The organism is Amycolatopsis marina, from assembly GCF_900111885.1.
Classification (GTDB): Bacteria; Actinomycetota; Actinomycetes; order Mycobacteriales; family Pseudonocardiaceae; genus Amycolatopsis; species Amycolatopsis marina.
Map to the genome: position 1 here is coordinate 281,729 of NZ_FOKG01000009.1, position 23,512 is coordinate 305,240.

The 23,512-nt window shown below is 69.8% G+C and carries 22 protein-coding genes and 1 riboswitch; of the genes, 20 read left to right on the forward strand and 2 right to left on the reverse strand.

The window, feature by feature from the left end; translation table 11 throughout:
* The first annotated feature begins 24 nt into the window (after positions 1–24).
* The 13 genes from BM199_RS17200 to BM199_RS17260 all read left to right on the forward strand — a co-directional run bounded on the left by BM199_RS17200 (position 25) and on the right by BM199_RS17260 (position 15,006).
* Positions 25–1,302, forward strand: coding sequence for an NAD(P)/FAD-dependent oxidoreductase (locus tag BM199_RS17200; RefSeq protein ID WP_091674226.1), 1,278 nt, complete (start codon positions 25–27; stop codon positions 1,300–1,302).
* A complete protein-coding gene (locus BM199_RS17205) occupies positions 1,299–2,039 on the forward strand; it encodes a DUF1365 domain-containing protein (RefSeq protein ID WP_091674227.1) in 741 nt (246 codons plus the stop codon). The genes BM199_RS17200 and BM199_RS17205 overlap by 4 nt, the downstream gene beginning before the upstream one ends.
* The gene (gene sigK / locus BM199_RS17210; RefSeq protein WP_091674228.1) at positions 2,032–2,655 is read left to right on the forward strand and encodes an ECF RNA polymerase sigma factor SigK; all 624 of its coding nucleotides are present in this window, start codon (positions 2,032–2,034) and stop codon (positions 2,653–2,655) included. Before BM199_RS17205 ends, sigK begins: the two co-directional genes overlap by 8 nt.
* Entirely contained in the window at positions 2,652–3,422 is a 771-nt protein-coding gene (locus BM199_RS17215) for an anti-sigma factor (RefSeq protein WP_091674229.1), read from the forward strand. The genes sigK and BM199_RS17215 overlap by 4 nt, the downstream gene beginning before the upstream one ends.
* 259 nt (positions 3,423–3,681) lie before the next feature.
* On the forward strand, positions 3,682–5,034 hold the full coding sequence (gene ftsZ / locus BM199_RS17220) for a cell division protein FtsZ (protein ID WP_091674230.1): 1,353 nt from the start codon (positions 3,682–3,684) through the stop codon (positions 5,032–5,034).
* Positions 5,035–5,208: 174 nt separating this feature from the next.
* Positions 5,209–5,919, forward strand: a complete 711-nt coding sequence (pgeF, locus tag BM199_RS17225) for a peptidoglycan editing factor PgeF (RefSeq protein ID WP_091674231.1) — start codon at positions 5,209–5,211, stop codon at positions 5,917–5,919.
* A 9-nt stretch (positions 5,920–5,928) separates the two neighbouring features.
* Positions 5,929–6,663, forward strand: a complete 735-nt coding sequence (locus tag BM199_RS17230; protein WP_091674232.1) for a YggS family pyridoxal phosphate-dependent enzyme — start codon at positions 5,929–5,931, stop codon at positions 6,661–6,663.
* Positions 6,664–6,867: 204 nt separating this feature from the next.
* Positions 6,868–7,509: a cell division protein SepF gene (locus BM199_RS17235; protein ID WP_091674233.1), complete on the forward strand. Its 642-nt coding sequence runs from the start codon at positions 6,868–6,870 to the stop codon at positions 7,507–7,509.
* Between the two features lie 26 nt (positions 7,510–7,535).
* Positions 7,536–7,820, forward strand: coding sequence for a YggT family protein (locus BM199_RS17240; RefSeq protein WP_091674291.1), 285 nt, complete (start codon positions 7,536–7,538; stop codon positions 7,818–7,820).
* 48 nt (positions 7,821–7,868) lie between these two features.
* Positions 7,869–8,747 carry a DivIVA-like cell division protein Wag31 gene (wag31, locus tag BM199_RS17245; RefSeq protein WP_091674234.1) on the forward strand — a complete coding sequence of 293 codons (879 nt, stop codon included), beginning with the start codon at positions 7,869–7,871 and terminating at the stop codon, positions 8,745–8,747.
* A gap of 210 nt (positions 8,748–8,957) precedes the next feature.
* The gene (locus BM199_RS17250; RefSeq protein ID WP_091674235.1) at positions 8,958–9,683 is read left to right on the forward strand and encodes a hypothetical protein; all 726 of its coding nucleotides are present in this window, start codon (positions 8,958–8,960) and stop codon (positions 9,681–9,683) included.
* Between the two features lie 334 nt (positions 9,684–10,017).
* Entirely contained in the window at positions 10,018–13,266 is a 3,249-nt protein-coding gene (ileS, locus tag BM199_RS17255) for an isoleucine--tRNA ligase (protein ID WP_091674236.1), read from the forward strand.
* Positions 13,267–13,392: 126 nt separating this feature from the next.
* Positions 13,393–15,006 carry a penicillin-binding transpeptidase domain-containing protein gene (locus tag BM199_RS17260; protein ID WP_245788411.1) on the forward strand — a complete coding sequence of 538 codons (1,614 nt, stop codon included), beginning with the start codon at positions 13,393–13,395 and terminating at the stop codon, positions 15,004–15,006.
* Here BM199_RS17260 and BM199_RS17265 read toward each other — a convergent pair.
* The gene (locus tag BM199_RS17265) at positions 14,978–15,649 is read right to left on the reverse strand and encodes an MOSC domain-containing protein (RefSeq protein ID WP_091674237.1); all 672 of its coding nucleotides are present in this window, start codon (positions 15,647–15,649) and stop codon (positions 14,978–14,980) included. The two genes, BM199_RS17260 and BM199_RS17265, sit on opposite strands and share 29 nt — an antisense overlap.
* Before the next feature lie 70 nt (positions 15,650–15,719).
* Between BM199_RS17265 and BM199_RS17270 the strand changes: the two genes are divergently transcribed.
* From BM199_RS17270 to BM199_RS17300, 7 genes are all read left to right on the forward strand, one after another.
* Positions 15,720–16,007, forward strand: a complete 288-nt coding sequence (locus BM199_RS17270; protein ID WP_091674238.1) for a DUF167 domain-containing protein — start codon at positions 15,720–15,722, stop codon at positions 16,005–16,007.
* Between the two features lie 28 nt (positions 16,008–16,035).
* Positions 16,036–17,514 (forward strand): potassium/proton antiporter, encoded by a 1,479-nt coding sequence (locus BM199_RS17275; RefSeq protein WP_091674239.1) that lies wholly within the window; start codon positions 16,036–16,038, stop codon positions 17,512–17,514.
* Positions 17,515–17,720: 206 nt separating this feature from the next.
* Positions 17,721–18,425, forward strand: a complete 705-nt coding sequence (locus tag BM199_RS17280) for a M23 family metallopeptidase (protein ID WP_245788412.1) — start codon at positions 17,721–17,723, stop codon at positions 18,423–18,425.
* A gap of 87 nt (positions 18,426–18,512) precedes the next feature.
* Positions 18,513–18,627, forward strand: a riboswitch (SAM riboswitch).
* Positions 18,628–18,659: 32 nt separating this feature from the next.
* On the forward strand, positions 18,660–20,048 hold the full coding sequence (locus BM199_RS17285) for an aminotransferase class V-fold PLP-dependent enzyme (protein ID WP_091674240.1): 1,389 nt from the start codon (positions 18,660–18,662) through the stop codon (positions 20,046–20,048).
* 25 nt (positions 20,049–20,073) lie between these two features.
* Positions 20,074–20,853, forward strand: coding sequence for a hypothetical protein (locus BM199_RS17290; RefSeq protein WP_091674241.1), 780 nt, complete (start codon positions 20,074–20,076; stop codon positions 20,851–20,853).
* 23 nt (positions 20,854–20,876) lie between these two features.
* A complete protein-coding gene (gene lspA / locus BM199_RS17295; RefSeq protein ID WP_091674294.1) occupies positions 20,877–21,494 on the forward strand; it encodes a signal peptidase II in 618 nt (205 codons plus the stop codon).
* Complete coding sequence (locus BM199_RS17300; RefSeq protein ID WP_091674242.1) at positions 21,491–22,417, forward strand: RluA family pseudouridine synthase; 927 nt, start codon at positions 21,491–21,493, stop codon at positions 22,415–22,417. The genes lspA and BM199_RS17300 overlap by 4 nt, the downstream gene beginning before the upstream one ends.
* Before the next feature lie 26 nt (positions 22,418–22,443).
* Here BM199_RS17300 and BM199_RS17305 read toward each other — a convergent pair whose 3' ends face one another.
* Positions 22,444–23,409: an AsnC family protein gene (locus BM199_RS17305; protein WP_091674243.1), complete on the reverse strand. Its 966-nt coding sequence runs from the start codon at positions 23,407–23,409 to the stop codon at positions 22,444–22,446.
* Positions 23,410–23,512 lie beyond the last annotated feature (103 nt).

Below are 23,512 nucleotides of genomic sequence, written 5' to 3' on the forward strand. Positions count from 1 at the left end.
CGGTACCGGCGCCGAATCACCATCGTGCGGACCACCAGAGATCGTGTCGGCGTCGTCGGAAGCGGCGTCGCCGGGCTGACCGCGGCCTACCTGCTGCAGCGGGAGTACGACGTCGTCCTGTTCGAGGCCGACGACCGCCTCGGCGGGCACGCGCACACCCACGACGTGCCCAGTTCCACCGGCGGGACCATCGGGGTGGACTCCGGCTTCATCGTGCACAACGAGCGGACCTACCCGAACCTGCTGCGGCTGTTCGGCGAGTTGGGGGTGCGCACACAGGACGTCGAGACGTCCATGAGTATCGGGTGCGCGGCGTGCGGACTCGAGTTCGCCGGAGCGAAGGGGTTCGGCGGCCTGTTCGCTCAGCGCCGCAACCTGCACAACCCCCGCTACCTGCGGATGCTCGCCGAGGTCAGAGGGTTCCACACGCATGCCCGCAGGGTCCTCGAAGGCAGTGACAGCGGTGCCGGTGGCGAACTCACCATCGCGGAGTTCCTGTCAGCCGGCCGGTACTCGCGGTACTTCACCGACCACTTCATGCTGCCGGTGGTCGCCACCGTCTGGTCCGCAGGCCGGGCCGACACCGGGCGCTACCCGGCCCGCTACCTGTTCGAGTTCCTGAAGAACCACGGCATGTTGTCGGTCTCCGGCTCACCTCAGTGGCGGACGGTCGTCGGCGGGTCACGGCAGTATGTCGAGCGGGCCGCCAAGCAGGTCACCGCCGTGCACCTGTCGACGCCGGTGCGTTCCGTGCGCAGGCGGGCGCGCGGCGTGGAGATTCGCGACGACGCCGACTCGGTGCACCAGGTCGCGCACGCCGTGATCGCCACCCATCCCGACCAGGCGCTGCGCCTGCTCGAGGCGCCCACCCGTGCCGAGGCCAACCTGCTCGGCGCCTTCCGTTACTCCCGGAACGAGGCGTACCTGCACACCGATTCCAGCGCACTGCCCACCGCGCCCGGCGCCAGGGCCGCGTGGAACTACACCGCCTCCAGTTGTGGCGGTGACAACGGCGCGGCGCAGGTCAGCTACGACATGAACCGGTTGATGTGTCTCGACGAGACACGCGACCACGTGGTCACCCTGAACCCACCGGTTCCCCCTCCTGCCGACGCGGTACTGGCCCACGCCGTCTACGAGCACCCCGTGTACACACCGGAGTCGGTCGCCGCGCAGCGCGGTCTGCCCGGACTCAATGACGGCGTGCTCGCCTACGCGGGCGCCTACCACGGCTGGGGCTTCCACGAAGACGGCTGCGCGGCCGGTGTCCGTGCCGCCCGATCGCTGGGGGTGCGTTGGTGAGCGGCAGCGCGGGGGCCTACCTGTACGACTCCACGGTCGCGCACGTGCGGCGCATCGACCCGCCTGCGTCCTTCGCGCACCGGATGTACCTGTGGCTGGTGGATCTGGACGTACCGCAGGCGCTGCCCGGCTGGCTACGCCCGTTCGCCCGCTTCGACGGCAGGGACCACTTCGACCCGGAGCAGCCGGGTGGCATCCGCGCCAAACTGGACGCCTGGCTCGCCACCCGGGGCGTGGACCTCCAGGGTGGCCGGGTGCTCATGCTGGCCAGCGCGCGGGTGCTCGGCCATGTGTTCAACCCGATCACCGTCTTCTGGTGCCACCGCCCGGACGGTGCGCTGGAGTGCGTCGTCGCCGAGGTGCACAACACCTATCGCGGCAGGCACGCCTATCTGCTCCGTCCGGACGCGGAAGACAGGGCGAGCGCGGACAAGGAGTTCTACGTCTCGCCGTTCCAGAGCATCGACGGGCACTACCGGATGCACCTGCCCGAACCGGACTCGCGGCTCATCGCCACGGTGGTGCTGCGAACGGGGGCGGGAGACACCGCGCTGGCGGCCATCGTGCGCGGAGTCCGTCGTCCCGCCACTATTCGATGGTTGGTCCGTATGCTCCTGGCCAGGCCGTTCGTCCCGCATCGCGTTGCCGCGCTGATCCGCTGGCACGCGATCGGCCTTTGGGCCCGAGGGGCCCCGAGGCCACAGAGCATCTCGAGGGCGGGAGAACTTCATGGATGACTCCGCGAAGCGGGCCGCGCGGTCGGAGCGGTCACCGATCTCGGCGGTTCCGGACGGTCCGCCGTCCGCGCCGAGTGCCGAGGACCTGCTTGTCGCGGTGGGGCGCGGGGACGAGCGTGCCTTCGAACAGCTCTACGACCTGTTGGCCGGGCCGATCATGGGTCTCGTGCGCAGGGTGGTGCGCGATGTGGCGCAGTCCGAGGAGGTCACCCAGGAGGTGCTCGTCGAACTCTGGCGGACCGCGACCCGGTACTCCCCGGACCGGGGGAGCGCGATGAACTGGGCGATGACCCTGGCGCACCGAAGGGCCGTGGACCGGGTGCGCTCGGCCAGGGCGAGCACCGATCGCGAGCAGAAGGCCACCTTCGAGGCGGGTCGGGGCAGGCCGTTCGACGAGGTGGCCGAGGCGGTGAGCGGGCGGCTGGAGCGCCAGCAGGTGCGCAGATGTCTGTCGACCCTGACGGAACTGCAGCGCGAGTCCGTGCTGCTGGCCTACTACCAGGGATATACCTACCGCGAGGTCGCCGAGGTGCTGTCGGCCCCACAGGGAACGATCAAGACCCGGCTGCGGGACGGCCTGATCCGGCTCCGAGACTGTTTGGGGGTGGCCGCATGACCTCGCCCGAGATGCACACGCTTGCGGGTGCTTTCGCCGTGGACGCGCTCGACGAGCACGAGCGCGCCCGGTTCCAGCGGCATCTGAACGAGTGCGATTCCTGCAGGCAGGAGGTTCGGGAGCTGCGGGCCACCGCGGCCAAGCTGGGTCTCGCGGTGGCGGAGGACCCGCCACCGGAGCTCAAACAACGCGTCCTCGCCGAGGTCCGCGGCACCCGCCAGCAGCCGCCAGGGTCCGGACAGGACCCGGGGGAACGGTCGCGCCGGAGCGCGGGAGTGCCGCGCTGGATGATGGGGGTCGCGGCGGCCGCCGCGGTGGTCGGGCTCGCACTGGCCGGGGTGTTCGCCGGGATGACCCTGAGCACCCAGAACGAACTCACGGCCGCGCAGCAGCAGCTGGAACAGGCCAGGGAGCGGTACGAGCCCGTCGCCGACCTGCTGACCGCGCCGGATCTGCGCACGGTGCACAACTCGTCGTCCATCGGCGGCGCGGGCATCGTGCTGGCGTCGAAGTCGTTGGACCGGATGATGTTCATGGCCTCCGACCTGCCGGAACCTCCCGAGGGCCACGACTACGAACTGTGGCGGATCGACGGTTCGGAGACCCCGCGTTCGGCGGCGGTCTTCGGTCAGGGGTCGACGCCGCCCATCGTGTCCGACGGCGTCGGTTCCACCGCGCTGATGGCGGTGACCGTGGAACCGGACGGTGGATCTCCCACCGGAGCGCCGACGACCTCGCCGATCCTGGTGCTCCCGCTGTCCGCCTGAGGCCGTCTCACGGGTCCGCTGAGGACGGACCGGAAACACCTTGTGGCAAAACATGTTCAGTGACACGCGGCGTGGCTGCTGGATTCGGGCGTTGCGGATGCCTACCGTCCTGCATCAACGTTGGTAGTTGACATAACTCTAAGCCTTGAGTTGAGGTTAAGGGTTTTGGCCGAGGGCACAGTTGCCGAGGGCACAGATCGCTGGTCGGGTCACGGTCCAACGGGCAGTACGAACAACCACGATCAGGAAGGCGAACCCGATGACGCCCCCGCACAACTATCTCGCGGTGATCAAGGTCGTCGGTATCGGCGGCGGCGGCGTGAACGCCGTGAACCGGATGATCGAGGTCGGCCTGAAAGGCGTCGAGTTCATCGCGGTGAACACGGACGCGCAGGCGCTGCTGATGTCCGATGCCGACGTGAAGCTGGATATCGGCCGGGAGTTGACCCGCGGCCTCGGCGCAGGCGCGGCCCCGGAGGTGGGGCAGCGTGCCGCGGAGGACCACCGCGAGGAGATCGAAGAGGTCATCAAGGGCGCCGACATGGTGTTCGTGACCGCTGGCGAGGGTGGTGGCACCGGTACCGGTGGCGCCCCGGTCGTCGCGCAGATCGCGCGCAAGCTGGGCGCGCTCACCATAGGCGTCGTCACCAGGCCGTTCTCCTTCGAGGGCAAGCGCCGTGGCAAGCAGGCCGAGGACGGAATCCAGCAGCTGCGCAACGAGTGCGACACGCTGATCGTGATCCCGAACGACCGGCTGCTGCAGCTCGGCGACATCGGCGTGAGCCTGATGGACGCCTTCCGCTCGGCCGACGAGGTGCTGCTCTCCGGTGTGCAGGGCATCACCGACCTGATCACGACCCCGGGTCTGATCAACCTGGACTTCGCCGACGTGAAGAGCGTGATGTCCGGCGCGGGCAGTGCGCTCATGGGTATCGGCTCGGCCCGGGGCGAGGGGCGAGCCGTGCAGGCGGCCGAGAAGGCGATCAACTCACCGCTGCTCGAGGCCTCCATGGACGGGGCGCACGGCGCGCTGCTGTCCATCGCGGGCGGTTCCGACCTCGGCCTGTTCGAGATCAACGAGGCCGCGTCGCTGGTGCAGGAGTCCGCGCACCCCGAGGCCAACATCATCTTCGGCACGATCATCGACGACTCCCTCGGTGACGAGGTGCGCGTGACGGTCATCGCCGCGGGCTTCGACGCCGGCGCGCCGACGCACAAGAAACTCGATCCGGCGGCGTTCGGGTCCCGCAACGGTTCCACGGCCTCGGCCGATTCGGGCCAGCCGGGCGGGTCCAACGGTTCCTCCGGGTCGTCCGGCTCGATGGGCGCGGGCGGGCAGCAGTCGCACGGCGCCGGAAGCCAGCAGCCGGTCTCCGGCGGCAACGGTTATCCGTCGGCGGGGACGCAGCGTCCCCAGCCGCCGGTCGGCCAGTCGGGCAGCGGCTCGCACTCCGGCTCGCTGCCGCAACCCGGCACGGGGAGCAGGGGCTACCCCGCCCCCCGGTCCGGTGGTCCGGTCGGTGGTCAGGGCAGCCTGCCCGGCCGTGCGGTGCCCGTCACCGACGACCCCTCCGACGACGACGTCGACGTCCCGCCCTTCATGCGCCGCTAGGAGCGTCTGCAAGTACCCCCAAGCAAGATCAACACCGTCGCTAACCGCTACCAAGCTGGTGTCGGCTGGTAGTGGTCTTCTCGGTACGGTGCAGGTGCTTGGCAGTAGTTGTGCGTCGAGTTGATCAAGCTCGGTGGTACTTGCAGACGTAGTTACCCCGCTGGGAGGCGAGCGTTGCGGATTCGTCGGGTGGTCACGACCAGGGATGGGGGCGTGTCGCGCCCGCCCTTCGACAGCTTCAACCTCGGTGACCACGTCGGCGACGACCCGGCTGCCGTCGCCGCGAACCGCCGCAGGCTCGCCGCGGAACTCGGGCTCGCGGAGGACCGGGTGGCCTGGATGGAGCAGGTGCACGGCCGCACGGTCACGTTCGTCGGCGGCGAGGACTGGACGCCAGGCGCTGTGGCGGAGGCCACCGATGCGCTGGTCACCGCCACCCCTGGCCTCGCGGTAGCCGTACTTGTCGCCGACTGCGTGCCGCTCCTGCTCAGCGACCCCGAAGCCGGAGTCGTCGCGGCGGTACACGCCGGACGGGTCGGTGCGCGAATCGGCGTCGTTCCGGCCACGCTCGAGGCGATGCGGACGGCGGGCGCTGAACCGCACCGCATGGAAGCCCTGCTGGGACCGGCGATCTGCGGCGAGTGCTACGAGGTGCCGAAGTCGATGGCCGACGACGTGGAGGCATATCTGCCGGGGAGTGCCTGCCGCAGCCGGTCCGGTTCCGCCGGTGTCGACCTGCGCGCCGGGCTGTGGCGGCAACTCGCGGACGCCGGTGTCGGCAAGATCGGGCTCGACCCGCGCTGCACTGCCGAGGACCAGACGCTGTTCAGCTACCGCAGGCAGAACCGGACCGGCCGGATCGCCGCCGTCACCTGGATCGAGTAGGCGTTGGGTATGGACCTCGCAGAACGCAGAACCGAGCTCGCGGAGTCGCTCGCCGAAGTCCGGGACCGCGTCGGCCGTGCCTGCGTGGCAGCTGGCCGGGCACCCGGCGAGGTACGCCTGCTCGCCGTCACCAAGACCTTTCCCGCCGCCGACGCAGCCCTGCTCACCGACCTCGGCGTGACCGAACTCGCGGAGAACCGCGACCAGGAGGCCGCGGGAAAGGTGCGCGAGGTGGCGGATCTCCGGCCGGCCGCCGGCATCCGTTGGCACATGGTGGGCAGGCTGCAGCGCAACAAGGCCCGCTCGGTGGCGCGCTGGGCGGCCGAGGTCCAGTCGGTCGACTCGCTCCGCCTCGCGGAGGCACTCGGCAGGGCCGCGGGAAACGCCAGGGATGCGGGCGAGCGGCAGCAACCGCTGGACGTGCTGCTGCAGGTGAGCCTGGACGAGGATCCGGCGCGCGGCGGCTGCCCGATCGAGGAGCTCGACGAGCTCGCCGAGGGTGTCGCCCGGACGGGTGATCTACGGCTTCGTGGCCTGATGGCCGTCGCGCCGCTCGGCGTCGACCCCAGATCGGCATTCGACCGTCTCGCCGCCGCCGCTGAGAGACTGCGTCGTGACCACCAGGAGGCCACTGAGCTGTCCGCGGGCATGAGCGGCGATCTCGAAGCCGCCATCGCGCGAGGGTCGACCTGTGTGCGTGTCGGAACCGCATTGCTCGGTGGTCGCGGTTTAGCCTCGCCATAAGTCGTTCACCCGGCGGCGTGGGTTCGTGTGACTTAGCGTCAGGGTGGGCGTTCCCGCAGGGCACCAAATGCCGTGTTGCTCCGTCAAAGGGTGAGGCGGGGACGCGGCGCGAGGTGCGCCGTCGGCAGGCCGGGAGGCACTGAGCGTTGAACGCCCAGCGCGGTGCGGCCCCGCCGGCGAGTGAGGCGAGAACGAGGGAGAGGCATGAGCGCACTGCAGAAGCTGAAGGCTTACTTCGGCATGGTGCCGGCCGACGATGACGGCTACGACGGCTATCACACCGACGACGACTACCGCCGTGGCTACCCCGACGAGGACGAGTTCGACGCCTACGAGGAGCCGCTCACCCGCCCTCGCTCCCGTGGGCGGTATCACACGATGGATGACTACGACGACCTGCCACCCGCCCCGTACGGGCGGACGCGCGGTGCGGCTCCCGCGGAGCCCGCCGTGCAGGGCGCGCTGGCTGTGGACCGGATGGATCGCAGGCCCGAGCCGGTGGCCCGGCTGCGCCCTGTCCCGGAACAGACCAGGACGCCCGCCCGCGACCCGCTGAGCCGGATCACCACCCTGCACCCGACGAGCTACGCCGAGGCCAGGGGCATCGGGGAGGCCTACCGAGACGGCATCCCGGTGATCATGAACCTGACCGAGATGGAGAACGCCGACGCGAAGCGGCTGGTCGATTTCGCGGCGGGACTGGCCTTCGCCCTGCGCGGCTCCATGGACAAGGTCACCAACAAGGTGTTCTTGCTCTCACCGCCGGATGTGGACGTGACGGCCGAGGACCGCAGGCGGATCGCCGAGGGCGGACTCTTCCTTCGTCACTCCGACCGCTCCTTCTGACGGGGGCATGTGGCAGAGTGAACGGCGTGGATGCGGTTCGGATTGTCTTCTACTACGTGCTCTTCGCCTTCTGGCTCCTGCTCACGGCGCGAATCGTCGTGGAGCTGGTACGGGCGTTCGCGCGTGAGTGGCGACCTGCGGGAGGGGTTGCGGTGACGCTGGAGAGCATCTACACAATGACGGACCCACCGGTCCGTCTGGTCCGGCGGATCATTCCGATGGTGCGAATCGGCGGCGTCGGGCTGGACTTATCGATTATGGTGCTGCTGTTGGTTGTGTTCATACTGATGCAACTGGCATATCCCGGGTAACGGGGACCCAGGATGTCCGGCAGGCCATGGAGTGCGTGAGGTGATCTGATGTCGTTGACCCCTGCTGACGTGCATAATGTCGCGTTCAGCAAGCCTCCAATCGGCAAGCGGGGCTACAACGAGGACGAGGTAGATGCGTTCCTCGACTTGGTGGAGACCGAGCTTGCGCGGTTGATTGAGGACAATAACGAGCTGCGCCAGCAGGTCGAACAGCTCGATGCGGAGTTGGAATCAACCCGTGGCGAGCTGGAGACCGCGAAGGCCGGAGCAGGCTCCGCGCCACAGGCGGCGCCGGTGCGAGAGGAGCCACCGCGCAGGTTGGCCCCCGTTCCACCGCCGACGTCGGCGATGGAGCAGACCCAGTCCCACGCGGGCCTGATGGGCGACAACGGTGAGCCCAACGTTCAGGCCGCGAAGGTGCTGGGGCTCGCCCAGGAGATGGCCGACCGGCTGACCGCCGAGGCCAAGACCGAGTCCGACGGGATGCTGGCCGAGGCCCGCACCAAGTCGGAGCAGTTGCTCTCCGACGCCCGGTCGAAGTCGGACTCCATGGTCAACGAGGCCCGCACGCGGGCGGAGACCATGCTGAACGACGCTCGGACCAGGGCGGAGACCCTGGAGCGTCAGGCGCGGGACAAGGCCACCACGCTCGAGCGTGAGGCCCAGCGCAAGTACACCGAGACAATGAACAACATGAACAGCGAGAAGAGTGCGCTGGGCAAGAAGATCGAGGAGTTGCGCACGATAGAGCGGGAGTACCGCACTCGGCTGCGCGGATTCCTCGAGTCACAGCTCAGGGAACTCGACGACCGAGGATCGGCTGCTCCGTCGTCCGCCTCCGCAGGCTCCGGCCAGTCCGGTAGCGGCGGCACCGGGGGCAACAGCGGTCAGGGCTACTCGTTCGGTCCACGGGCCGAGGCAGGCTAGAACCACCGCCCGCCCCGTTGGGCCGGTCCAGCCAGCGCGTGTCTCCCCATCCCCACGGACATCAGACACGCACCTGCCCGGCAGTAGTCACCAGCTCAACGGTTCCGTCCTCTCGAAGGAGAGGGCGGAACCGTTGTTGCGTGGGTGGACGCACCGTGGGTGAAGCTTGCCCACCTCGGCGTCGTGCCCGGACCCGTGATGTAATTCAGCGTGCTCTACATCGTCCTGATCCTGGTGCTGGCCGCCCTTGCCGGTGTGGTCACGGCCCTCATCACCGCGAACTCGCTGTGGGCGTGGATCTCCATCGGTCTTTCCGTGCTCGCGGGCATCGTCCTGCTCGTCGACTTCGTCCGCAGGCGTTCCGCGGCGCAGGAGTCCCCGGCGGAACCTGCCGAGAACGAGCGGGCAGCGCACACCACGGAGCCGGAAAAGGCGGAGGGCGACGCCGGGAAGCCGGAGAGCCCTGAGGAGTCGGCCGACGACGAGTCGAGCCCGGCCACCGAGACGAACACGCCAGCCGCTTCGGTCACGGACGGCGAAAGCGAGCCGGCCGTCGCGGACCCCGCGGCCGAGACTCCCGCCACCCCGACCGCGATGCTCCCGGCCACGGGCGAGTTGAGCGCGGACGAGGCGGACGCGGGCAAGGAGGCCACATCCGCCGAACCGCGGGCCAGGACGGATGCCGTCCCCGGCGAGGAGGAGACGGACGCGGCGGACCTGCTGATCGTCGCCGAACTCGACGTCGAAGTGGTGGTTGTCGACGAGTACCCGCGCTACCACCTCACCGACTGTGGCTGGTTGGCCGATCGCGACACGATCCCCATCGAGGTGGCCGAGGCGCGTGAACTCGGTTTCACCCCCTGCGCCCGCTGCGGCCCGGACGCGGTCCTCGCGGCGGCGCACCGGCGTAAGGGAAAGTCGCGCGCCGATCGCTGATCCGCACCGCGTGTGCCGCTCCGTAACCGGATGGAGTCGGCCCAAGGCGGTCGGCTAACCTGGACGAACACGGCGTTGATCCGGCCATCACCGGGGAGCCTCCGGAAGAACGGGCGGCACGCTGCCGCAGTAGAGCCGCCTCAGTAGAACCGGACGGGAACGGCCCGTGACAGCCGTCGAACGAGTGGCCCTCGAGCCCGGTCGGCAGACCGGCGTGGGGGCAAACGGGGTGGTACCGCGGGAACGATCGCCCGATGGCGACGTTGTCGTCCCCGTGTGGAGTGCCGGTGTGAGCCGGTGATCCGTACGAGAGACGAACCGCGAGGAGCGCCCGATGTACCCCAAGGCCCACGTCGGCGACCAGCCAGCAGGCCAGGTCCCCGCCCAGCCGTCGTTCCCGGCACTGGAGCGGGATGTGCTGGCCTACTGGGAGTCCGACCGCACCTTCACCGCCAGCGTCGAAGCTCGTCCGGCTGGGGAGAACGGCTCGAACGAGTCAGTGCGAAGCTCCGTTGAGGGTGGTGGTGGGAGACGGGAGGGCGAGTATGTGTTCTATGACGGCCCACCGTTCGCCAACGGCCTCCCGCACTACGGGCACCTGCTGACCGGGTACGTCAAGGACATCGTGCCGCGCTACCAGACGATGAAGGGCAAGCGCGTCGAGCGCCGCTTCGGCTGGGACACCCACGGCCTGCCCGCTGAACTGGAGGCCATGCGGCAACTCGGGATCACCGAGAAGTCCGAGATCGACGAGATGGGCGTCGCGGTCTTCAACGACGCCTGCCGCGATTCGGTGTTGCGCTACACCAACGAGTGGCAGGAGTACGTGACCCGGCAGGCGCGCTGGGTCGACTTCGACAACGACTACAAGACGCTCGACGCCAGCTACATGGAGTCGGTGATCTGGGCGTTCAAGCAGCTGTGGGACAAGGGGCTCGTCTACGAGAGCTACCGGGTGCTGCCCTACTGCTGGCGCGACGAGACGCCGCTGTCCAACCACGAGCTGCGGATGGACGACGACGTCTACCAGAGCAGGCAGGACCCCGCGGTCACCATCGGCTACCGCGTCGCGGGCAACGACTCGGAACTGGACGGCGCCTACCTGCTCATCTGGACCACCACTCCCTGGACGGTGCCGTCCAACCTCGCCGCCGCGGTCCACCCCGAGGTCGACTACGTCGTCGTCGAGTCCGGCGGCCAGCGCTACCTGCTCGCCGAGGCCCGGGTGGGCGCGTACGCGAAGGAACTGGGGGAGGAGCCACCGGTCGTCGCGCGCTACACCGGCGCCGAGCTGCTCGGCACCAGGTACGACCCGCCCTTCCCGTACTTCGTGGGCCGGGAGAACGCGCACCGCGTGCTGGCAGCGGACTACGTCACCACCGACGACGGCACGGGAATCGTGCACATCGCCCCCGCCTACGGTGAGGAGGACAAGGTCGTCACCGACGCGGCGGGCATCGAGCCGGTCACGCCGGTGGACGCGCAGGGCCGTTTCACCGCCGAGGTACCGGACTACGCCGGGCAGCAGGTGTTCGACGCGAACCCGAACATCATCAAGGACCTGAAGAACGGCACCGGGTCGGCCGGACAGCAGGGCGCGGTGCTGCTGCGGCACGAGACCTACGAGCACCCGTACCCGCACTGCTGGCGCTGCCGCAACCCGCTGATCTACCGCGCGGTCTCGTCCTGGTTCGTCGCGGTCACCGAGTTCAAGGACCGGATGGTCGAGCTGAACCAGCAGATCACCTGGTACCCGGAGCACGTCAAGGACGGGCAGTTCGGCAAGTGGCTGGAGAACGCCCGCGACTGGTCGATCTCGCGCAACCGCTACTGGGGCACTCCGATCCCGGTGTGGACCTCGGACGACCCCACCTACCCGCGCACGGACGTCTACGGCTCCATCGAGGAGCTGGAGCGCGACTTCGGGGAGCTTGCGACCCGAAGCGACGAGCAGAGCGGGGAGCGGCCGGACGATCTGCACCGCCCGTTCATCGACGAGCTGACCAGGCCGAACCCGGACGACCCCACCGGGAAGTCGACTATGCGCCGGGTGCCGGAGGTTCTCGACGTCTGGTTCGACTCGGGGTCGATGCCGTACGCGCAGGTGCACTACCCGTTCGAGAACGCCGACTGGTTCGAGCACCACTACCCCGGTGACTTCATCGTCGAGTACATCGGCCAGACCCGCGGCTGGTTCTACACCCTGCACGTGCTGGCCACGGCGCTGTTCGACCGGCCCGCGTTCCGCAACTGCGTCTCCCACGGCATCGTGCTCGGGTCCGACGGCCAGAAGATGTCGAAATCCCTGCGCAACTACCCCGACGTCAACGAGGTGTTCGACCGCGACGGTTCGGACGCGATGCGCTGGTACCTCATGGCCAGCCCGATCCTGCGCGGCGGGAACCTGATCGTCACCGAGAAGGGCATCAGGGACGCGGTGCGGCAGGCGGTGCTCCCGCTGTGGAACTCGTACTACTTCCTCGCGCTCTACGCCAACGCCGAAGGCACGGAGGGCAGGTCGCGAACCGACTCGAAGCACGTGCTCGACCGCTACATCCTGGCCAAGACCCACCAGCTGGTGACCGACGTCGAGTACTCGCTGGACACCTATGACGTGGCTGGTGCCTGTGCCACGGCGCGGGACTTCCTGGAGGTGCTCACCAACTGGTACGTGCGCCGCTCCCGGGACCGCTTCTGGGCGGGCGAGCAGGACGCGATCGACACCCTGCACACGGTGCTCGAGGTGACCTGCCGGGTGCTGGCGCCACTGCTGCCACTGACCACCGAGGCCGTCTGGCGTGGGCTCACCGGCGGCCGTTCCGTGCACCTGTGTGACTGGCCAGCGCCCGGTGAACTGCTCGCCGACGCCGCGCTGGTGACCGCGATGGACCGCGTGCGCCAGGTCTGCTCCTCCGCCCTGTCGCTGCGTAAGGCGAACAAACTGCGGGTCCGGCTGCCGCTGTCACGGCTGCTGGTGGCGGCGGACGATGTGGAGGCACTGCGCGATTTCACCGACATCATCCGCGACGAGGTCAACGTGAAGTCGGTGGAGCTCACCACCGACGTCGCGGCGCACGGTGGATTCGAGGTCGCGGTGAACGCCCGCGCCGCGGGTCCGCGCCTCGGCAAGGACGTGCAGCAGGTGATCAAGGCGGTCAAGGCGGGCGATTGGACGACTGCACCGTCCGGTGCCGTGGTGGCGGCCGGGATCGAGCTCGCCGAGGGCGAGTACGAGCGCAAGCTGGTCGCCAAGGACTCCGGCGCGGCCGCGGAACTGCCCGGTGGGTCCGGTCTGGTGCTGCTGGACACCGAGGTCACCCCGGAACTCGCCGCCGAGGGCGTGGCACGGGACCTGATCCGGGTCGTGCAGCAGGCCAGGCGGGACGCCGGACTCGACGTCGCCGATCGCATCGCCCTGACCGTTGACGCACCCGAGGAGGTCGTCACGGCGGCGCGGACGCACGAGGGGTTCATCGCGAAGGAAACCCTGGCACGTGCGGTCGGGTACGGCCCGGTTTCGGACGGCTCGGCAGGCACCGTTGGTGAGGGGGACAAGGTCACGGTGGCTGTCGCGAAGCACTGACAGGGCGAGGCAAGCACGGACATCACGAATCAGTCCCGGCACGGTCGCCGTTTCGCACACTGTCACCCGAAACGGTGATGGGTTGACACTCTGAGGTCGCTGGCCGACTGATCCGGGGGAGTGTTTGTGCGCGACCGCACCAGACGTGGGGTACTGATCGGGGCGGCGACGGCGATGGTGGCCATCGTCGTCGCCGGTGTCGTGATCTTGCAGGGTGGGTCGGGTTCGGCCGGCCGGGACAACAACGGACAGGCCGCGGACGGTCCGGAGGCCACCGCGGTGGCCCGTGACTACCTGCTGGCGTTCAGCGGCGCGGAGCCGGGGAGCGCCGCCGCGCTGACCGACGACCCCGCGGCCGCCGAGGCCACGATCCTGGCCGTCCATGACGGCCTCAAGGCGGACGACGTGGTCACCGACCTGGGTTCGGTGATTACGGAGTCGGACGGGCAGGAGGCAACGGGCACGGTCTCGGTGAAATGGACACTCGGACCCGATCGGGTGTGGACGTACGAGACATCGATCCGCCTGGTGCAGGCGGATGACGGCTGGCGGGTTCGCTGGGACCCCTCGTTGATCCACCCGAGCCTCGGCGCAGGGGAGAGCCTCCTGCTGCACACCCGTGAAGGCGCACCCGCCGTGTTGGACCGGACCGGCGAGACCCTGCTGACCTGGCGTGACGGGGTGGCCGTCCCGGCGGAAGGGGTGGCCGCGGACGTGCTCACCCCCGGAATGGCGAGGACCGCCGCGGAGCAGTCCGGTAGCGGGCAGTGGTCCGTTGCCCGGGTCGGTGCCGATGACACCGAGCTGGAGCGGCTGGCAGGCGGATCAGAGCAGGACGCGAAGCCGCTGACCGCCACGGTGAGCCGGAGCGCCCGCGCGGCGGCGCAGCGAGCGGTCGACAGCGTGGACCTGCCCACGATGCTGGTCGCACTCGAACCAGGCAGCGGCGACATCCTCGCGGTCGCCCAGAACGCCGAGGCGGGCGCCCAGCCGAACGCGCTCTCCGGCCTCTACCCGCCGGGGTCGACGTTCAAGATCGCCACTGCGGTCGCGGCGCTGAGCAGCGGAAACGTCTCCGCGGACACCGTGCTGGACTGCCCCGGTACCGCGACCATCGGCACGAGGACGATCCCCAACGACGGGGAGTTCGCGCTCGGCCGGGTGCCGCTGCACACGGCTTTCGCGAAGTCCTGCAACACCACCTTCGGCGCGCTCGCCACGAAACTGCCCGCCGACGGACTCTCCCGCGCGGCTGGTCAGCTCGGGCTCAACGCGGACTTCGCCATCCCGGGAATCAGTACCGAGCTGGGCCGCGCGGACCCGGCAGCGGATCCGGTGCTGCGGCTGGAGGAGGGCATCGGTCAGGGCGAGTTGCAGGCCAGCCCGTTCGGGCTCGCCGTCATGGTGGCCACCGTCGCGGGCGGCGAGGCGGTGACGCCGGCGCTGTGGCGCGATCTGGAGACCACGGTCAACAGCGCCTACCAAGCTCCGCCCGAGTCCGTGCTCGCGCCGGTGCGCGGCATGATGCGAGAGGTCGTCACCGGCGGCACCGCGACCGCACTGAGCGGGCGCGGGACCGTGCTCGGCAAGACCGGCACCGCCCAGTTCAGCGACGGCAGTCAGGCGCACGGCTGGTTCGCCGGGTACCGCGACGACGTGGCGTTCGCAGTGCTGACCGCACGGGCAGGCACGTCCGATCCCGCTGTCGCGGTCAGCGGGCGGTTTCTGGACGGGCTGTAGCGGCCTTTCTCGCCCAGCCCTGGATCTCCGCGGGTAGCGCGTCCGCGACGAGGAGCCGGGGCAGCAGATCCCGTTCGGTGGTGATCGCCCGGAACGCCAGGCCGAGCGTGATGTCGTGGTCGGGGGTGTGCACGATGGTGATCGGGTCGTCCGCTCGGGCCCGGCCGGGTTTGAGCACGCGCAGGTAGGCACCGGGCCGGGCACGCGCCGTGAACGTCCTGACCCAGCCGGGCACGTCGAGCGCGCTCGCGAAGGTTCGGCAGGGGACGCGCGGTCCCGAGATCTCCAGCAGCAGCTGCTTCCCGACCTGCCAGCGCTGGCCGACGGGCGCGGCCGTCAGATCCAGTCCGGACGTGGTGAAGTTCTCGCCGAAGGATCCCGGTCCCAGCGTCCGGCCGAGCTCCGCCGACCACTCGGCCAGATCCTCCTCCGCGTAGGCGTAGACCGCTTGGTCGTCACCGCCGTGGTGCCGGAGGTCGCACACCTCGTCCCCGGCCAGCCCGCTGCCACCGGTGCCCCTCGGACCGGGGGCGCGGACCTCGACCGGGCCGGACACGGGACGTTTGCGGATTCCGGTGACACCGACGCGCGCATCGGTGTCCCGCTCCGCGTTCCCGAGGTTCACTGACGAGAGACGACCCATGGCCCGACGGTAGCGCAGCGCTCTCGGCCCGAGCCATCGCGTTTCCCGCCCACCGGATAGCGTGAGTAGCGTGAATCACACGTTTCGCTTCGCGGTGCGCGTCAAGCCCGGGGCGAAGCGGGACGCCGTCGGCGGACGATGGGACGGCGCGCTCGGGCCCGCGCTCGTCGTGAGTGTGCAGGCGCCCGCGGTGGGCGGCAGGGCGAACGAGGCGGTGCGCAGGGCACTCGCGAAGGCGCTGTCGGTCCGCGCGCGAGATCTCGTTGTGGTGCAAGGGGAACGCGGCCGCGACAAGCTCATCGAGCTGGCGGACCCACCACCGGGGGCAGCCGTGAAGATCGAGTCTCTATCCTTGTAGCTCAAGGGCGGCAGGGACGGGAGGCGCGATGGACAATCTCCCGATCATTCTCGGCGCGGGTGCGGGCGTTCTCCTGCTCGCCGTTCTCGCCGTTCGTGTGTCGATCCGATTAGGACTTCCGTCACTGCTGCTCTATCTCGGAATCGGGGTGCTGCTGGGGGAGAGCGGGCTCGGTATCGAGTTCGAGGACGCGACCCTCACGCAGGCGCTCGGCCTCGCCGCGCTGGTGATGATTCTGATCGAGGGTGGACTGACCACCCGCTGGTCCATGGTGAAACCCGCGCTGGGACCGGGAATCGCGCTATCCACTGTGGCCGTCGGCGTGAGTATCGCGATCACCGGCGTCGCCCTGCACTACCTGCTCGGACTGGACTGGCGAGCCGCGCTGCTCTGGGGCGGCGTACTTGCCTCCACCGACGCCGCTGCGGTGTTCTCGGTCCTGCGCGGGGTCGGAGTCAGCAAACGGCTCGCCGGGGCCGTGGAACTGGAATCCGGGCTCAACGACGCCCCGGCCTACATCGCCGTGGTGGTGATCGCGACCGGAGTCACGGTCGACTGGACGTTGCCGTTACTCGTCGTGTACCAGCTTGTCGCGGGTGCCCTGACTGGGCTGGTGTTCGGCTGGGTCGGTTCTCGCGCGCTACGCAAGGCCGCGCTGCCCGCCACCGGGCTCTATCCGCTGGCGACGGTGGCCATGTGCGTGGTCGCCTACTCCTCGGGCCAGCTGATCGGCGCATCCGGACTGCTCGCCACCTACGTCGCTGGGGTGGTTCTCGGCAACTCGAGGCTGCCGCACCGGTCGGACACGCTGTCCTTCGCGGAAGGGCTCGGCTGGCTGGCGCAGATCGGGTTGTTCGTGCTTCTCGGTCTGTTCGCCTCCCCCGAGCGGCTGTTGCATGCCATCGTGCCCGGGCTCGTGGCCGGCGCGGTGGTGTTGCTGCTCGCTCGGCCGATCGCGGTGCTGCTGTCCACCTTGCCGTTCAAAGTGCCTTGGCGGGAGCAGTTGTTCCTGTCCTGGGCGGGGCTTCGGGGCGCGGTGCCGATCGTGCTCGCCACGATTCCGCTCGCCGAGGGCCTGCCAGGGGCGCAGCGCCTGGTGGACGCGGTGTTCGTCGTAGTGGTCGTGCTGACCCTGCTGCAGGGCGCGACGTTGAGTCCGGTCGCGCGGATGCTCGGCCTCTCCGCGGAGAGCGAGCCGCGCGAGATCCAGGTGGACTCGGCGCCGCTGGACGAGCTGTCCGCCGTGCTGCTGCAGGTACGCATCCAGAACGGTTCCCAGCTGCACGGTGTCTACCTGCGCGAGCTGCGACTGCCGGACGGTGCCACGGTCAGTCTGATCGTGCGGGACGGGAAGAGCTTCACTCCCGGGCCCGACAGTCGCCTGCAACGTCGTGACCAGCTGCTGGTCGTGACCACGGAAGAGGCCCGGTCCGTGGCGGAACGGCGGCTGCGTGCCGTGGACCGGGCGGGCAGGCTCGCTCGCTGGCGGGGCGAGTCCGGCCGCTGACGCCAGCCCGAGAACCGAGAACCGCACTTTCCCGGGAAAGTGACGTCGTTGCACGCGCGCGGTATGTCACTTTCCCGGGAAAGTGCGAGCGTCGCGTTTCCAAAGGGAGCCTCAAGTACCGACGATCGTAGGTCCCCGGGCACAGCCAGACGGCCTAACCTCCTTACCCGTTCGGGTTAGTCGTCTGGTGAACGGGAGTACCGAGAGTGATTAGCGGTGTGCGGTCGAAGTGGCGTGGAGTTGCGTTGGCGCTGGTGCTCACCGGAGGACTGCTCGGGGCTCCGGCCGCGGCGTCTACGCCTGTCGCCTTTCCCGAGTTCGGTCTGCCCATGGCGGCAGGTCAGAACACGTACTCCGCCGGCGTGCACTCGGACAACGGGACCAGCGGAGTCCGCAACGCCATCGACTTCAGCCCCGGCGACGGGGTCGTCAGGGCGGCGCGCGCGGGCGTCGTCCGGCTGCAGCGCTGCTCGGGCGGCGACTGGGTGGCCGTTGATCACTCGGACGGATGGCGTACCGGCTACTATCACCTGGAGAACATCACGGTGCGTGATGGCGAGCAGGTCGCGGCGGGTGCCCGGCTCGGGGACAGTGGTAACGCGCTGCCCTGCGGTGGCCGCAGCACCGGAGCCCACGTGCACTTCACCCTGTGGCAGTTGTCCGGCAACACCATGTCCTCGACCTCGGAGGCGTCCTCGGAATCGGCAGCCCTCGCCGAGGGGAACTGGGACGGCGTGTCCTACGACCGGCTCTCCACGGAACTCGCCGCGGTCTACGGCGAGCCGGTGGACGGCAAGACGTTCGGCGGTTGGCGGTTCGCGGAGGGCGCCGAGCAGTACGGCGGCACGGCGACGCGGCTGCGGGATGCCGCGGTCGTCCAGTTGCCCGGCCGCTTCCGCTACGACGGCTGACGCTCACTCGCCAGGTCAGCGCGCTGCCGTCCCAGCAACTGGAAGCGGTTCGCGCTCGCGGTGTCTCCTCCGCTAGCGTTTGCGGCAGGTCATGAGTGCCAGCGTCAAGCCCCGGCTTGCTGGCCGGCAACCCTCCTTCCGCGGTGGGGTGCCCCGGGTGAGGACCTGGCCTGTCACGAGGTGTGGCGGGCAAGCGCGGACCCTCGCCGGGTCCGGTTGACCCGAGGAGGCTTCATGACCCTGGCACTCGACCGTCCCGCCACCTGTGCGACCGCGGCAGCCGAGCCAGTCCCAGCCGTGACCGGCTCGGCGCTCCGGGTTCCGCTCGTCACCGGCGGATCCGCGACGTACGCCAACCTGGACCACGCCGCCAGCGCGCCGTGCCTCGAGCGGGTGCGCGACGCCGTGGAGGAGTTCCTGCCCTGGTACGCCAGCGTCCACCGGGGTGCGGGCTTCGCGTCCCAGGTGTCGACTCGGATCTACGAACGCACCAGGAACGTGCTGCGCCGGTTCGTCGACGCTCGCTCCGGCGACACCGTGATCTTCACGCGCAACACCACGGACGCCCTCAACCTGCTGGCCCGCAGCCTGCCCCGGAACACGGCGGTGGTCCAGTTCGACACCGAACACCACGCGGCGCTGCTGCCCTGGCGTGGCCCGCACGTCACGCAGATCGAGACACCGCGCACCCGGGCCGATGCGGTTGCGGCGGTGGACGCCGCCCTCGCCCGCTGCCCGGTCGGACCGCGACTGCTGGTCGTAACCGGAGCGTCCAACGTCACCGGCGAACTGTTCCCCGTCGCCGAACTCGCGGCCGTGGCGCGCGAACACGGAGCGCGGATCGCGGTCGACGCGGCCCAGTTGGCGCCGCATCGTGGCGTCTCTGTCCGGGAACTGGATGTGGACTACGTCGCGCTGTCCGGGCACAAGCTCTACGCGCCGTTCGGTGCCGGAGCGCTCATCGGCAGGGCCGACTGGCTGCGCGCCGCGCCGCCCTACCTCGCGGGGGGCGGCGCCAGCAGGCTCGTGACCACCGACGGAACCAGGGCGGGCGCCGTGTGGAACACCGGCCCGGAGCGGCACGAGGCCGGGTCACCGAACACGGTCGGCGTGTACGCCCTCGGAGTTGCCTGCGCGGAGCTGCAACACCACAGGGACGAGGTGCTCCGGCATGAGGCCGCCCTGCTGGATCGGCTCCGGACCGGGCTGGCGGCGGTACCCGGCGTCGCCGAGCTGCGCCTGTTCGACGAAGACGGCACCGATCCACAAGCGGTCGGCACCGTCAGCTTCGTGGTGGCGGGGCTCGACTCCGGCTGGCTGGCAGCCGTGCTGTCCGCCGAGTACGGGATCGGCGTCCGGGACGGGGCGTTCTGCGCACACGTGGCCACCCGCAGGCTGATCGGCCGCACGGGCACCGAGGTCAGCCAGGCCCTGCGGGTCAGCATCGGCCTCGGTACCACCCCCGAGCATGTGGACCGGCTGGTGCTCGCCCTGCGTCAGGTCGTCGCCCGCGGTGCTCGATGGGACTACGCCCGCCAGGACGGGCGCTGGACACCCACGCCCGATCCCCGTGCCCTGCCTGACTTCCTGGTCGGGTGGGGCGAGGACACCACCCGGCACTAGAGTCGAGCCCCGCAAAGGGGGGCGAATGCGGAAGGCACTGTCGGGACAGCGGCGCGAGTACTGGTTTCCACTGGCGCTGCTCGGGTTTTTCCTTCTCGCCTTGACCGCGCCCCACGCGGAGCACGACTTCGGCTGGATGGCGTACGGTCCGGTGCCCGACGATCTGCCGTTCTACGGTTCTGTCCTGGTCTCCGCGCGATCGAATGGGAAGATCGACGCGTTCCACGTCGGCACCGCGCACTACTGGCAGGGCTGGTTCCTCGCCGTGCTCGTGCTCTACCTGGCCACAGTTGCCTGGTACGTCCTGCGGTTGCGCAGCACAGGGGTAACGGTCTCGTGGTGGCGTGGCGTCGCTGTCGGTCTGGGCGGAAGTCTCGTGTTGTGGCTCGGCCACGAGGTGCTGGACGTCGTCGATCGCCCAACGCCGTCTTCCGCGTTCGCCACCACCGGCGTCTCACTCGTACTGCTCGGCCTGTGTGCTCTGGCCTGGTCCCGGTTCGGTGGCGGGAAATACCGCAGGACGACAGCCGTCCTCGGTGTGGTGCTGATCGGGCTGGTTGCCGCGGCCGGGCTGGTGGTGCTGGTGCCGGGCAGCGCGGACATCGTCGTGGTGAGCGCCGCGCTGCTCGCCCTCGGCCGGCTGGAACGCAGCGGACTGCTCACCGCGGTCAGTGTCCTGTTCTTGGTCGCGGGGCTGTTCCTCACGCCGGGCTCGTTGGCGACCCAGACGGGTGCCGCGGTGATGTTCGGCGGCGTGATCGCGGCGCTGCTGCGGCGTGCACGGCCCGCCGTTGCGGAGCTCTGACCACGGGAGTGGACAATGGGCAGGTGAGCACCGAGCCCGAGCCCAGAGCCGAGACCGATCCGGAGCAGTCCGGGTACGAACCGACAGAGCGGGAACCGCTGCCGAAGCGGCGCCTCGCACTGGTGGCCGTCGTGGCGGCCACCGTCTTCGCGCTCGACCTCGTGACCAAGATCATCGCGACCGCCGGGCTCGAAGGGCGGGAGCCGGTCAGGGTGCTCGGCGGTCTGGTGTACCTGCAGCTGATCCGCAACCCCGGTGCCGCGTTCTCGATGGCGACAGGCCTGACGTGGCTGCTCGCGCTGGCTGCGATCGCCGTCGTCATCGCCATCATCTGGCTCGCCCGCAGGCTGCGTTCGGTCGGCTGGGCGATCGGTCTCGGCCTGGTGCTCGCCGGGGCGCTCGGCAACCTCGCGGACCGGATCTTCCGCGCGCCCGGTCCGCTGCAGGGACATGTCGTGGACTTCATCTCCGTTTTCGCGCCGAACGGCGACGCCTGGCCGATCTTCAACGTCGCGGATTCCGCGATCTGCGTTGGTGCCGTGCTGATCGTGGTGCTGTCTCTGCTGGGTAAGGACTACGACGGCACGTCGACCCGGAAGCCCAAGGACACTGCGGACAAGTCCACTGAGGACACAATATGAGTTCGAGGATGCTGCCCGTTCCCGACGGGCTGGACGGGATGCGTGTCGACGCCGGGCTCGCGAAACTGCTCGGGTTGTCGCGGACCGCGGTCGCCGAACTCGCCGAATCGGGAGCGGTGCTGTTGGACGGGCAGCCTGCGGGTAAGTCGGACCGGCTCGCCGCGGGCGGGCTGCTGGACGTGACGTTGCCCGAACCCCAGCGGGAGATCGAGGTCGTCGCCGAGCCGGTGGACGGCCTGCGGGTTCTGCACAGCGACGACGACATCGTGGTGGTGGACAAGCCGGTGGGAGTCGCAGTGCACCCAAGCCCAGGCTGGACCGGGCCGACGGTGATCGGTGGCCTCGCCGCGACGGGGTTGCGGATCTCGACCTCCGGGGCAGCCGAGCGGCAGGGGGTCGTGCACCGGCTGGACGCGGGCACCACCGGCGTGATGGTCGTGGCAAAGAGCGAGCACGCGTACACGATGCTGAAGCGCGCGTTCAAGGAACGCACCGTGGACAAGGGTTATCACGCACTGGTGCAGGGCCATCCGGACCCGACGAAGGGCACCATCGACGCGCCCATCGACCGGCACCCCCGCCACGACTACAAGTTCGCGGTGGTCGCGGGGGGCAGGCCGAGTATCACCCACTACGAGGTGATGGAGGCCTTCCGCGCGGCCTCGCTGGTGCAGATCAAACTCGAGACGGGCCGGACCCATCAGATCAGGGTGCACTTCTCCGCGCTGCGTCACCCGTGCGTCGGTGACCTGACCTATGGCGCTGACCCGGTACTGGGCCGCAAGCTGGGCCTGAGCAGGCAGTGGCTGCACGCTCGCTCGCTCGCGTTCGCCCACCCCGCCGATGGGCGGCGGGTGGAGTTCACCAGTGAGTACCCGGCCGACCTTGCCGAGGCCCTCGAGACGCTGCGGGCCGAGAGCTAGCGGCTTCCGGGAGACCGGGTGCGGGATCAGCTCTCGACCGACCAGGTGAGGCTGCGCTCGTCCGGCTCAGGACGGGGACTCCAACGCACGGCCGTGACGTGGGTCGAGTCGGGCAGCACGTACACGGTGTGACCGCCGGTCGTCTCGCCGGGTCGTACGCCGATCCGGTGCGGCGGCCGGGAGGTCAACGACACCGGGGCCTTGGTGATCGCCCTGCCATCGGCGGTGAGCAACTCCAGGTAGTTGTCCGGCAGCGACGCGAACGGCACGTTCCCTCTGTTGGTGATCTCGGTGTGCACGACGACGGCCCGCTCGCCCTGGTCGAGCCGGTAACCCGCGGCGCCGAAGAGGTAGTCGGCGGGGTCCTGCACCTCGAGCAACTGGACGGCGAGCTGCTCGCCATCGAGGCCCCGGGTCTCGAGCACGTCACCCGGCTTGCCACTGGCGGCGGGTGCGGTGGCCGGGGCACCGGCAGGAGGCTGGTCCCCACGCGCCCAGGACGCGGTCTGTGGCGGGCCCCAGGTGTTCAGCACTGGGTCCGGCGGTGGGGGTGGTGGGGCGGCAGGTGCGCTGAAGGGGCGGCTCTGGGGAGTCGCGGGTGGGGGAGTGTTCGGAGCGGTCGAGGGCGGCGGGAACGGCGGCCGGTGGGCGCCGCTCGGCGTGCCGTACGCCGGTGCGACCTGGTACTGCCCGCTGGGCGTGCCCTGTACGGGGTAGGGGCCGGACGGAGCGCCGTGCGGTGGCTGTTGCGACGGCTGCGGCTGGCCCACCTGAGGGCCGGCCGCGCCACCGGCCAACGCGGCCCGGAGTCCCTGCGGATCGCTCTCGACGCCGACGAGCAAGGGCAGGCCGCTCGCGGAGAGGCTGACGAGGCGGTGTGCGGCTTCCCGTGGATCCATCCCCACCCTGGCCGCCAGCTCGTGCACGGCGGCCTTGCCGAGTTCGGCCAGTGCGGCGAGAAGGCGGGCGTCGGCGGGATCTGTCACAGGCACGAGCCCGAGCGTAGCCCCACCGCGATGGTGCCCTGTTGTGCGTGGTGGCGGAGCGAGGTGCACGCGGAGCGGAGCGAGGCCGATGACACCGGCGTAGCCCCAC

Excerpts from the sequence above, each read along its gene's own strand:
- sigK (WP_091674228.1), top strand. The coding sequence starts at position 2,032 with ATGGATGACTCCGCGAAGCGGGCCGCGCGGTCGGAGCGGTCACCGATC.
- BM199_RS17215 (WP_091674229.1), top strand. The coding sequence starts at position 2,652 with ATGACCTCGCCCGAGATGCACACGCTTGCGGGTGCTTTCGCCGTGGAC.
- ftsZ (WP_091674230.1), top strand. The coding sequence starts at position 3,682 with ATGACGCCCCCGCACAACTATCTCGCGGTGATCAAGGTCGTCGGTATC.
- BM199_RS17230 (WP_091674232.1), top strand. The coding sequence starts at position 5,929 with ATGGACCTCGCAGAACGCAGAACCGAGCTCGCGGAGTCGCTCGCCGAA.
- BM199_RS17235 (WP_091674233.1), top strand. The coding sequence starts at position 6,868 with ATGAGCGCACTGCAGAAGCTGAAGGCTTACTTCGGCATGGTGCCGGCC.
- wag31 (WP_091674234.1), top strand. The coding sequence starts at position 7,869 with ATGTCGTTGACCCCTGCTGACGTGCATAATGTCGCGTTCAGCAAGCCT.
- ileS (WP_091674236.1), top strand. The coding sequence starts at position 10,018 with ATGTACCCCAAGGCCCACGTCGGCGACCAGCCAGCAGGCCAGGTCCCC.
- BM199_RS17265 (WP_091674237.1), bottom strand. The coding sequence starts at position 15,649 with ATGGGTCGTCTCTCGTCAGTGAACCTCGGGAACGCGGAGCGGGACACC.
- BM199_RS17275 (WP_091674239.1), top strand. The coding sequence starts at position 16,036 with ATGGACAATCTCCCGATCATTCTCGGCGCGGGTGCGGGCGTTCTCCTG.
- BM199_RS17285 (WP_091674240.1), top strand. The coding sequence starts at position 18,660 with ATGACCCTGGCACTCGACCGTCCCGCCACCTGTGCGACCGCGGCAGCC.
- BM199_RS17290 (WP_091674241.1), top strand. The coding sequence starts at position 20,074 with ATGCGGAAGGCACTGTCGGGACAGCGGCGCGAGTACTGGTTTCCACTG.
- BM199_RS17300 (WP_091674242.1), top strand. The coding sequence starts at position 21,491 with ATGAGTTCGAGGATGCTGCCCGTTCCCGACGGGCTGGACGGGATGCGT.